Origin of the sequence: Azospirillum agricola, from assembly GCF_020005195.1 — a bacterium.
GTDB lineage: Bacteria > Pseudomonadota > Alphaproteobacteria > Azospirillales > Azospirillaceae > Azospirillum > Azospirillum agricola.
Map to the genome: position 1 here is coordinate 99,282 of NZ_JAIFZR010000003.1, position 11,430 is coordinate 110,711.

Annotated in this window: 10 protein-coding genes; all 10 read left to right on the top strand. The window is 61.1% G+C overall.

The features are described 5' to 3' along the window. Nucleotides 1-194 precede the first annotated feature (194 nt). The 10 genes from pseB (at nt 195) to JN22_RS08560 (ending at nt 11,381) form a co-directional block, all read left to right on the top strand. Nucleotides 195-1,208, top strand: coding sequence for a UDP-N-acetylglucosamine 4,6-dehydratase (inverting) (pseB, locus tag JN22_RS08515; RefSeq protein WP_317852921.1), 1,014 nt, complete (start codon nt 195-197; stop codon nt 1,206-1,208). Beyond that, nucleotides 1,205-2,434 (top strand): UDP-4-amino-4,6-dideoxy-N-acetyl-beta-L-altrosamine transaminase, encoded by a 1,230-nt coding sequence (gene pseC, locus JN22_RS08520; RefSeq protein WP_317852920.1) that lies wholly within the window; start codon nt 1,205-1,207, stop codon nt 2,432-2,434. Before pseB ends, pseC begins: the two co-directional genes overlap by 4 nt. A gap of 91 nt (nt 2,435-2,525) precedes the next feature. After that, nucleotides 2,526-4,055, top strand: a complete 1,530-nt coding sequence (locus tag JN22_RS08525; RefSeq protein ID WP_085553551.1) for a hypothetical protein — start codon at nt 2,526-2,528, stop codon at nt 4,053-4,055. A 5-nt stretch (nt 4,056-4,060) separates the two neighbouring features. After that, the gene (wecB, locus tag JN22_RS08530; protein ID WP_143268228.1) at nt 4,061-5,224 is read left to right on the top strand and encodes a non-hydrolyzing UDP-N-acetylglucosamine 2-epimerase; all 1,164 of its coding nucleotides are present in this window, start codon (nt 4,061-4,063) and stop codon (nt 5,222-5,224) included. A 96-nt stretch (nt 5,225-5,320) separates the two neighbouring features. Further along, complete coding sequence (locus tag JN22_RS08535; RefSeq protein ID WP_085553552.1) at nt 5,321-5,863, top strand: hypothetical protein; 543 nt, start codon at nt 5,321-5,323, stop codon at nt 5,861-5,863. A gap of 110 nt (nt 5,864-5,973) precedes the next feature. Further along, on the top strand, nt 5,974-7,083 hold the full coding sequence (locus tag JN22_RS08540; protein ID WP_179166089.1) for an acyltransferase family protein: 1,110 nt from the start codon (nt 5,974-5,976) through the stop codon (nt 7,081-7,083). A 167-nt stretch (nt 7,084-7,250) separates the two neighbouring features. After that, nucleotides 7,251-8,930: a glycosyltransferase family 2 protein gene (locus tag JN22_RS08545; RefSeq protein WP_179166090.1), complete on the top strand. Its 1,680-nt coding sequence runs from the start codon at nt 7,251-7,253 to the stop codon at nt 8,928-8,930. Between the two features lie 131 nt (nt 8,931-9,061). Continuing rightward, nucleotides 9,062-9,976 (top strand): hypothetical protein, encoded by a 915-nt coding sequence (locus JN22_RS08550; RefSeq protein WP_085553554.1) that lies wholly within the window; start codon nt 9,062-9,064, stop codon nt 9,974-9,976. A 23-nt stretch (nt 9,977-9,999) separates the two neighbouring features. Beyond that, the gene (locus JN22_RS08555) at nt 10,000-11,055 is read left to right on the top strand and encodes a lysylphosphatidylglycerol synthase transmembrane domain-containing protein (protein WP_179166091.1); all 1,056 of its coding nucleotides are present in this window, start codon (nt 10,000-10,002) and stop codon (nt 11,053-11,055) included. A 29-nt stretch (nt 11,056-11,084) separates the two neighbouring features. Further along, entirely contained in the window at nt 11,085-11,381 is a 297-nt protein-coding gene (locus tag JN22_RS08560) for a hypothetical protein (RefSeq protein ID WP_085553556.1), read from the top strand. Nucleotides 11,382-11,430 lie beyond the last annotated feature (49 nt).

The window sequence follows — 11,430 nt, forward strand, 5'->3', positions numbered from 1 at the left end:
GGACGCGCACTTTAGGCCGCCCCCTGACGGGAAGGCAACGGCGGGACGGAAGACGAAGGCGCGGCAAGAAAAAATTAACGCACTGCTAGAGGTTCTCGCCTATCGTGCCTCTCAAGAGGATATCGTGTGAAAAGGCTGGGTTTGCCGTGACGACGACACAAAGCGATTTTGCGGGCCTGTCTTCCGGGGAACTGCTGCGAACCGGATTCGGGCAGCTCGAGAACCGGTCGGTGTTGGTCACCGGGGGGACCGGGTCCTTCGGCCGCCGCTTCGTGCAAACGCTGCTGCGCAACGGCAAACCACGCCGCGTCATCGTCTTTTCCCGCGACGAATTCAAGCAGTACGAGATGCAGCAGGCGCTGGGCAGCGAATGGAGTCAGATCCTGCGGTTCTTCATCGGCGACGTTCGTGACCGCAACCGGCTGGAAATGGCGATGCGCGGGGTCGATGTCTGCATTCACGCCGCCGCGCTGAAGCATGTCCCGGCGGCCGAATACAACCCGATGGAGTGCATCCACACCAACGTCTACGGCGCGGAGAACGTGGTCCAGGCCGCGCTGCGCTGCGGCGTGAAGTCGGTGATCGCGCTGTCCACGGACAAGGCGGCCAACCCGATCAACCTCTACGGCGCGTCCAAGCTGGCGTCCGATAAGATCTTCATCGCCGCAAACAATCTGTCGGGGTCGGTGGGAACGCGCTTTTCCGTGGTGCGCTACGGCAACGTGGTGGGATCGCGCGGCAGCGTCATTCCCTTCTTCCGCAAACTGATCGCCGAAGGCGCCGGCCACCTGCCGATCACCGATGACCGGATGACCCGCTTCTGGATCACCCTGCAGAACGGGGTCGAGTTCGTCGTCTCCTGCATCGCGCTGATGCAGGGAGGTGAGATCTTCGTGCCGAAGATCCCCAGTATGCGCATCGTCGATGTCGCCCGCACCCTGGCCCCGCATCTGCCCCACCATGTCGTCGGCATCCGGCCGGGCGAGAAGCTGCACGAGGTGATGGTGACCGAGGACGACTCGCGCCAGACCGTCGAGTTGCCCGACCGCTATGTGATCGAGCCGGCCTTCGCCTTCTGGAAGCACGAGACCTACGTCCGCAACGGCATCGCCCGGGTGCCCGACGGCTTCCGCTACGCCAGCGACGGCAACGACGACTGGCTGACGCCGGACCAGCTGGTCGGGCTGCTGGCGGCGGAGCCGGCGTGAGCGGCCCGGCAATGAGCGCGGGCGCCTTCCTTCCCTATGGACGTCAGAGCGTCGACGAGGACGACATCGCCGCCGTGGTCGGCGTCCTGCGCGGCGATTTCCTGACCCAGGGACCGGCGGTCGAGGCGTTCGAGTCGGCGCTCGCCGCCCGCACCGGCGCCGCCCACGCGGTCGCCTCCGCCAACGGCACGGCCGCCCTCCACCTCGCCTATCTGGCCTTGGGACTGGAGCCGGGCGACGCGGTCGTGGTGCCGGCCAACACCTTCCTCGCCACCGCGAGCGCCGCCCGGCTCGCCGGTGCCGAGGTGGCCTTCGCCGACATCGATCCCGAGACCGGCCTGATGGGAGCGGAGCAGGCCATGGCGGCCGTTGCCCGCGCCCGCGCCGCCGGCTGGCGGCCGCGTGTCCTGGCGCCGGTCCATTTCGCCGGCCAATGCGCCGACATGGACGCGCTCGGCACCTTGGCCGCAGCGGAGGGGCTGGCGGTGGTCGAGGACGCCTGCCACGCGCTGGGCGCGCTGGTGCGGACCGGAGGCATCACCGCACCGGTCGGGGCCTGCGCCCGCTCGGCCATGGCCGTCTTCTCCTTCCATCCGGTCAAGACCATCGCGGCAGGCGAAGGCGGGGCAGTCACCACCAACGACCCGGCGCTCGCCACCCGGCTGCGCCACTTCCGCAACCATGGCATGACCCGAGATCCGGCGGGCTTCAGCGACCATGAGGCCGGCCTCGCCACCGACGGCACCGCCAATCCCTGGTACTACGAGATGGCCGAGCCGGGGCTCAACTACCGGCTGACCGACATCCAGTCGGCCCTGGCGCTGAGCCAGCTGACGCGGCTCGACGCCTTCGTCGCGCGCCGCCGCCGTCTGATGGATCTTTACGCGACCCGGCTGATCTCCCTGGCCCCGCTGGTCCGTCCGCTCGGCCGGGTATCCTGGTGCGATCCGGCTTGGCATCTGTGCGTCGCGCTGATCGATTTCGCCGCCGCCGGGGTCGGCCGGGCCGCGGTGATGGCGGCCCTGCGCGCGCGGGGCGTCGGCAGCCAAGTCCATTACATCCCGGTGCATCGCCAGCCCTACTGGCGCCGCCGCTGCCCCGATCTGACCCTTCCCGGGGCCGACGCCTACTATGGGCAGGCACTGTCCCTGCCCTTGTTTCCGGCCATGACCGACGGGGACGTCGACCGGGTTGTGGAGGCGTTGGAGGCGCTCCTGACCCATTGAGGAGGCCGGTCCCGCCAAAGCGGTTGATTTCCCCTCCGGCTTGGCCCGAGAGTGGCGCCGCCTCCGCCCTAACAGCCCCACTGCACACGCCATGACCGATCCCCACACGCGCTCCCGGCTCCAGGCCGCGGCCGGCGCGGCCAGCACCGACGATTCGGAAGCGATTTACCGGCAGCTTCTGGGAGCCGATCCGGAAAACCCGCACGCCTTGTTCCATCTGGGGGCGCTGCTGGTCGGACGCGGCTCGATGGCGGAGGGCCAAGGGTTGCTGATGCAATCCTCCCGCATGCAGGTGAAAGCCTATGAGGCGACTCCCGACCTGACCGACGTGGTGGCGCTGACCCGTTTTCTGGAGGCGGAGGCGTTTCCAGGCAGCAGCCCCCTGACCTACTGGGCTTACGTCACCGCGAAATTCGCGTCCTACGGCATGAAGGACGAGGTCGACGTCTGCGTCTGGATCTACGTCATCAAGCTCGCCCTGATGCGCATGCCGACCTTCTTCAACGCCCGTATGGGCGAGGTGTCGGTGGAGGAGTATCTCGCCCTCAATCTGTCCCGTCTCTACATGGTGCTGAAGGATTGGGGCCATGTGGAGCATTACGCCCGGCTGTCCTATCAGGACTCGCCGACCGCCCAGCAATGCCTGGCGGAAGCCTTGCTGGAACAGGGCAAGTTAGCCCCCGAGATTCAGGGCATGCTGACGCTCGCCACTTTGGAATTGCCGGCGCGCTCCTGCTACCCCCATCTCGGTCTTCCCGAGATGGTCGTCGAGCAGTACGCCCCCCCGGTGCGTGGCCGCGTGCTGTTCATCAGCTCCGACGCCGGCTATCTGGAGAAATTCTCGATCGCCCAGGCGCTGAGCGCGATTGAGCACGACCCGGCGCTGACCGTCCATTTCCACGTCATCAACCCGACCGACCGGACCCACGCGCTGATCGAGCGGGTACGGGCGATCCACCCCGGCGTGGCGCTCTCCACCGAACGGGTGGACTTCGAGGCGCTGGGCTACGATCCGACGGTCGACCGCGCCTTCTATTACTGCAACATCCGCTTCCTGCGGCTGGCCCAGCTTCGCCGGCTCTATCCAGAGGCGGTGATCTGCGCCACGGATTCCGACACGCTCTTCATCGGCGGGCTGGACGAGGTGGTCGAGGAACCCGGCACCTACGGCGTGATCCTCGACAAGCTGCCGGAGGAGCAGCAGGGCTTGGTGTTGCTCGGCCATCGCATCGGTGCCGCGCTGATCCTGGTCGCACCCAACACCGCCGGTCAGGCCTATGTCGACACGCTGGCCGACTTCATCGGGGCGAACATGCGCCGTTCGGTCTTCTGGTTCCTCGACCAGATCGCGCTCTATTGTGTGACCAAGCGCCTGTCGGCACACGGCGGCTACGGCATCCGCTTCTTCGACACCGATGCGATGAACCGTTGCTTCGTCAACGGACACTATCACGGCAAGTTCGAAGACAACCTCTATTCCCGCCGCCGGGCGGAGGTGCTGGGCCGCCACGGCTTCGACCCCGACCTGGGGCAGGCGCGGGGCCAGGCCGACGCCAACAAGGAACAGTACAAGAAGACGATCACCGGGGTCCGTTGGCTGAACCGCCGGGCCGGGAGCTGACCGCGATGACAAAGATCCTGGTCGTCGTCGGCACGCGGCCGGAGGCCATCAAGATGGCTCCGCTGATCGAACGGTTGCGCGCCGATCCGGACATCCGGACCAGCCTGTGCGTCACCGGGCAGCACCGGACCATGGTGGACGGGGTGTTCGAGCTGTTCGGGATCCGCCCGGATCTCGACCTCGACCTGATGAAGCCGGGCCAAACCCTGACCGACATCACGGCGGGCACATTGCGCGGGCTGGAACTGGTGCTGGAGCGTGACCGGCCCGACCGCATCCTGGTCCACGGCGACACCACCACCGCGATGGCGGCGGGGCTGGCGGGTTTCTACGCCCGCATTCCCGTCGCCCATGTCGAGGCCGGGCTGCGCACCGGAAACCTCCAGGCTCCTTGGCCGGAGGAGATGAACCGCTGCTTCATCGACCTCGTCGCCGACCGGCTGTTCGCCCCGACCGAAAGCGCCCGTCGCAATCTGCTGGCCGAAGGGCGGCCGGATTCCGCCATCCTGGTCACCGGCAACACGGTGGTGGATGCCCTGCTGGCAACCCGCGAGCGGCTGCGTGCCGACACGAGGCTGCGTGAGGGGCTGGAGGAACGCTTCACCTTCCTTGATGCGGGGCGTCAGGCGGGACGGGCGATGGTCCTGGTCACCGCACACCGCCGCGAAAGCTTCGGCGAGGGCTTCCGCCGGATTTGCGAAGCCCTGGCCCGGCTCGGTCGGCGTGACGACGTCGACATCGTCTATCCGGTCCACCTGAATCCCAACGTGTCCGGTCCGGTGCGAGCGCTGCTTGGTGGGTGGAAGCGGATCCACCTGATCGAGCCGGTCGATTATCGGAGTTTCGTCCATCTCCTGGATCGCTGCGCGGTGGTTCTGACCGATTCCGGCGGTGTTCAGGAGGAGGCCCCTTCCTTCGGCAAGCCGGTGCTGGTCATGCGCGACGAGACCGAGCGCCGCGAGGCGGTGGAGGCCGGCGTCGCCCGTCTGGTGGGAAGCGATCCCGACGCCATCGTCGCTGCCTGCGAAGCGTTGCTCGACAGAAGGAGTGGCACTGAGCCGGCAGCGGTGAATCCTTTCGGTGATGGTCTGGCAAGCCGCCGCATCCTAACGGCCCTGCGTGCGGCCCATGGGCTGCCGGCCGAGCCCATCGCCCCATTCCGGCCCTGACCGTCTGGTGCGATCGGCGGAAACGCGGGATGGTTAGGCCTTTGCCGTCCGCACCCTCCAGGGTTATCCTGCTGCCTCCGCGGAAAAAGGGTTCTCATGTCCAGACGCACGGTTCTCATCGGCCCGCTCAGCACCAAGATGTACTGCGCGATCGGCATGGTGGCCGTGGCCTGGGCGCAGTTGGACGAGATCGTGGCCCTGTGCCTGTCGCGGATGCTGGGGGCCGACCATGTCGAGTTTCTGGCGATCAGCTCCCACATCCAGGGACGAGGACGCCTCGAGGCGCTGAAGTCACTGGGAGCCCACAAGCTGTCTCCGGAGCAAGTCGCCATCCTGACGCCCCTTTGCGACCAGGCAATGGGGTTGGCGCGCGAGCGCAACAAGATCCAGCACGGCTCCTGGCTGCAAGGCGAAGCGCCGGACATCGCCATCCGGTTTACTTACCGCACCCAGGGGCGCATCACCGGAACCGCGCCGACGATCACAGCACAGGAGATCGCCGGCTTGGCCGACGAAATCAACATGGTGGCGGCCAAGCTGATGGCCTTTCTCGAACAGATGGGGCTATTCGATCCGGTCGATCCGCTTGACCGCCGAAAGAACAAACCGGTCTCCTCAGCCCCGGAGAAGGAGCTGTGACAACCGTGGTCGCTCCAGGCCGCGCTTCCGACGCCGCTTCCTCTGCCCCTGCTTCCCTGGCATCCCCGCAACAGACTCCGCCACCTCCTCGACCCGATGCCGCTGGACGAGTGCCAGCGATCAACGGGCTGCGCGCCTTCGCCATCCTCGGCGTCATCTACCACCATTACACCTGGGACCATCTGGGCCCCTTGAATCCCGATTCACCGATTGCGGGGCTATGGCTGCCATTGCGCGTGGTTCTGGAAGGCGGGTGGTTGGGGGTGAACCTGTTCTTTTTCCTGTCCGGGTTGGTGCTCTACCTGCCCTACGCCCAGGGAAACCGCAGCATGGATGGCCCAAAAGCGGGATGGACCTTTTTAGCGCATCGCCTGCGCAGATTGCTGCCGCTTTATTACCTTGTCGGAGCGCTTTCTCTCGCCTTTGGCTTGGTCCAACCCTTCAGCCTGACGGAACCGGGAACCTGGAAGCAATTCCTGACTTTTCTGACGGTAACGTTCAATTTCTTTCCAGACACCTTCATGCCGGCCTACAACTGGGTCCTGTGGTCATTGGGGATCGAGGTCTGGTTCAGCCTGTTGTTTCCGCTGCTGCTTCCGGTCTATCGGCGATGGCCCGCCGCAACGCTGGCCGGGGCCATCGCGGTCGCGGTCGGCCTGCGTTATGCCGGAACGGTTCCCTTCAACGGCAACGTCCTCAATTGGATCGCCGACAGTCTGCCGGCGCGACTGCCGGACTTCTTGGCCGGGATGTTGGCTGCCGATCTGGCGGTGCGAAAGCGTGCCTGGACCGCAAACCCCGCGACGTTTCTGGCGGGCGGAGCCCTATGCCTTCTGGGAGCTTGGGGATGGCACGCCTGGTTCCTGGGAGCGCTGCCGGTCAAGACGGCCGCTGGTCTCACGATCGTGCTCGACGTGGGTTTCCTTCTCGTCGCCGTTTTCCTGCTGACACGGCGGACATGGCTGTCACGGCTCCTGGCCTTCTGGCCGCTGCAGCTGATCGGTATGATGTGCTACAGCCTCTACGTCTGGCATGGCCTGCTTGAGTACAGGCTCGTCCTGACCCAGACCCATGATTTTGCGGCGCGTTTGGAAAGCTTGCCAATGTACCTGTTTTTTCTACTTTTCGTATCTGTTCTGAGCTTCCGCTACATAGAGTTCGGGAATCACCCCGCGAGGGAGCTTTTCCTTCCACCCCGAGTCACTCACCTCCCACCATGACGGTTTCCAGCATCGCAAAATAATACCCTGTTCTATAGGAGTCTGGATTTGCTTCAGAACTGGAATTGTCTTACATCTACGAAATACTGGTAAATTGCCAGAGAAGCAAAAGCAACTCACTTTACGAAATGCAAAGGTTGGCTATGAAAGTTTGTGTCGGATTCACGATGGTAAAGAATGAAGAAGACATCATCGAGCAGTTTTTTCGGCATAATCTAAAATACCTTGATCTTATTTATGTACTTGATCACTATTCAACCGACAAAACAGTTGATATCATCAAGTCAATGCAGAGAGAGGGCCTTCCGATTTATTTTATAGAAGATATCGGAAGCACCTCCATCGAATATCGTCAATCCGAAATAATGACTAGGATATTCCACAATATTTCTAAAATTAATGGTGCTGGGATATATTTTCCGATAGATGCAGACGAATTCATAAATTCGGGAGTTCGTGATTTTATTTCTATAAAGAGAGAAATAGCTGAGCTGGGAGACAATATTTATTTCAAAATTTTCTGGGATGGACTCATAATACCAGAAAGTCCTGATCCTGAATATTTTTCAGATCCGCCAAAATCATTCAATCTCATGCAACGTCATGAAAGTGGGGATGGGCAATCAAAAATTGTTCTTTCGATATCTGATTCAAGCGTAGCGGAAAAGATCATCATCGAACAGGGTAATCATTCCCTGTGCCATGAAGGCGTTCTGCAAGAGGTGTGTTTGGCTGGTCTCAGCTACCTGCATGCTCCCATTCGGTCGACCGGGCAGATGTTTCGGAAAGCTGTTTCCGGCTGGCTGTCAAACGTTCACAGATATGGTGCCGAGACAGCTATTGGAAATCATTGGGGCTTTATGTTTCGTCAAATATGCCAACAGGAAAGCTTGAATAATTCTGATCTCAAAAAAGCCCTAAATCACTACTCTCCTTCTTCAGGTAAGAAAAATCAAATTACTGAAATAGATTCTAACTCTATATTTGACTACCAGATGCGGTATAGTCATATGAGAACAAGTGATATCAAAGCCGTCCTAACGGATCTGGAAGAGCGCTTCATTCATCTTCATAAAAGATCTTCGACCAAGGCAAGCATCGATAAAGAAACAAATATTGATATTTTCGGAAGGAAAATATCAGCGAATATCCGTGGAATTGGGCAAATATTGATTTTTCCACAACAAAATATAGAGAAAAATGACATGGCGTGGAAAATTCTCAATGATGGAGTATGTGATATTTTCATAACCTCCATAATTGTAAAATTTCTTAGAAATTATCCTGGGAATTTAATTGATGTTGGCTCAGAAGTTGGTTGGTATTCTTACATATCGGCGAAGCTTATGCCGAAATTCCAGATTTTTTCCTTTGAAGAGAATGAAACCAAGAGGAAATCTCTTGATTTAGGCGCAAAAATGAATCATCTTAACAATATTCATATTATCGACACTCTTAATTTTCCCATCTTCCATGGCGAAAATGAGAAATTCGACGAATACAAAGAAAAAATACCGGTTAATTATCTAATTGTTGAGGATGCTAATATAAAATTTGATAATATGTATTCAGTACAATCAATATTAAAGAGAAATCAATCTGCTATTATGTTTGTAAAAACGAAAATTGGTCATGCAAATATATGGGAGAAAATTCTTCAAGACCCAGGGGGAAATATGAAATTTTCATGCTTCTTTGCCAATGAGAAAGACCGGACCATTCGTGAGTTTGAGCCCGGTCGCCCCGAGAATGGCAAAGAGAAAAATGAGCAAGAAAGGTACGGGTATACGATCTTCGCCATGAAAGGGACAGCCCAGCATGATTTCCTGAAGGCCGTGTCGCGCTGAGAGGAGTCGCCAGGACATCCAGGCGAACCGGCCCGGTTGCCTGTCTTGAGGCTTTTCCATAGAGTGCCATCCTTGCCTTCGTCTGCTCCGCCTTCGCCAAGCGGCCGATAGCCCCATCAGTGAAGACCGCCATGACCGTTTCCTTCCAAGGCGTCCAGGACACCACCTGCCTCGCCGTGTGTGCCGACCAAGGCATCTTCGACCTTCTGGTGGGGCTGCTGCTGTCGTTGCGCGACCTGGATCGGAATCGCTACAAGATCGGGGTCATCGACACCGGCCTGACGTCTGCCCAAAGGGAACACATCAGCGCCTTGTGCGACACCATTGAGCCGATCGATCCATCCCGCCTTGTCGTGCTCAATCCACAGCTGGAAGCGCGGATCATCGGCCAGAGCCCGTACTGGCGATCCCAGGCCTGCCGTCCATATCTGCGTGATTACTTCCCCGGACACCGGTACTACATTCATCTCGATGCCGACATGTGGGTCCAGCGCCCTGGTTTCTTCGATGACGCCGTCGCCATCATGGATAAGGGGCAGGTCATCATCGTGCCGGAAGCGGACGTCGCCTATCCGCACAACACCACCCTGGCCGATAATCTTTCCTACTTCGGCGCGAAATCCTATGTGGTCCGCCAGAGTCTGGGTGAGCCAGTTGCACAGGAGACCGCGGCGCTCCCCTTCCTCAACACCGGCTTTTTCGGGATGCGTCATGACCTGCCACACTGGGAGCTGTTCACCGATCAGCTGAAGCGGATGTTCCAGCACGGGTACCATCACCTGACCGAACAACTCGCTTTCAACGTGGTCCTGCTCCAGCACAAAGGCTTCACCGCCCTGCCGGCCCAGTGCAACTGGATGTGCAGTTGGACGCCGCCTGTCCGTGACGAGCACGGGCTGTGGCGCAGCCCGGTCTATCCCTACACCCCGATCGACATCCTTCACCTGACCGGAACCGACAAGCGGGCACGTTACGCCCGCCTCGGCCTGCTCTATGATGGCGGCCGCTATCTGGACGGCATCGCCCACCTCCTGCCGTCCACCTGACAGGAATGACAACCGTCCCGTCCATGCCCCCACCCGGAGCGTCCACCACCGGAGCACTGCTGGCTTGGCGCAACCGCCTGCTGGCGGTGACCAAAATCGGCGTCACGGTGGGAATCCTGGCCTTGTTGCTCGGACAGGCCGATTGGGAGAAGTTGGCCGGCCGCCTTGCCCACGCGGCACCGGACCTGTTGCTCCTCGGCTTCGTCGTCAAGGCGATGACGATTCCTTTCGCCGCCGAACGCTGGCGGATGATCGGTCGCTCCGTCGGCGTGGTGATGTCGGCGGGCCTGTCGCTGCGGGTGATGATGGCCAGCCTGTTCTTCGGGCAGCTTCTGCCGGGCGCGCTCGGCGGCGACATCGTTCGGGGATGGCTGACATGGCGCAGCGGCCACTCTCCGTCGGCGGTGGCCACTGCCCTCGTTCTCGACCGGTTGGCGGCCCTGGCCGGAGTCGTTGTCCTGATCATCGCAGGGTTGCCGCGTCTGCTGTCGGTGGTTCCCTGGCCTGTCGCGTCGACGGTGCTCGCGATGAGCGGAATGCTGGCTGTGGGCATGGCCGCTTTCACCCAGCTGGACCGGGTTCCCTGGCTCGCCCGGCACCCCCATGCGCTCATGGGGCGACTGCTTTCCCTGGCCGCCGGCCTGCGCGGCGCCCTGACCCACCGTTCGGCACTCGTTGCGCTCGGTCACAGCATCGCCGTCCATCTCTGCACCATCGCCGCCACGATCATCTTCGCCCAGGCGCTGTCGATTCCGATCCGTCCCCTGGACGCGCTGGTCATCATGCCCTTCACGATCACGGCCATGGCCCTTCCCATCTCCCTGGCCGGCTGGGGAGTGCGCGAAGGCAGCATGGTCGCCGGCTTCGCCCTGTTTGGCGTCGCCGGTGAGGATGCCCTTCTGGTGTCGCTGCTGATCGGCCTTTCCGTCACGCTGATGGCGTTGCCGGGAGGGCTGGTCTGGCTGTCGCTGCCGAAACGGGCGAACGGGGCTGCAGGCGGAAGTCCATTCTCCTGGTTGAGGGGAAATAAGCCATCCACCAGCGCGCAGGGGCTTCCCGAACGCGAACGGGTTCGCTAATAGTCGGCATCCGACGTTTGGAGGATCGCATGGCCGAGGGTACTGTGGACTATTACGCAATGGTCGAGGAGGCGTGGCAGCTCAGCGACGCCGCGCGCGACTATGTGAAGAACGCCGGCCGCGACGTCGGCAACGACGAGCTGTGGGAAAAGATTTTCGCTCCCTTCCCCCTGCTCGACGTCGACCGCACGCGGGCCGAGGGCGGCCAGCCGCTTCAGAAGATTTTCTTCAAGAACCCCTACGGCCTGCAATACCGCGCCGATCACAAGGACTGGATCCCGTTCCGTCACGGAGCCCTGGATCCGGCCTACCTGAAGATCGACTGACGCTCAATGGTGGCGAGGCCCGGTTGACTGGCGGAACTTCCCGCCCGTC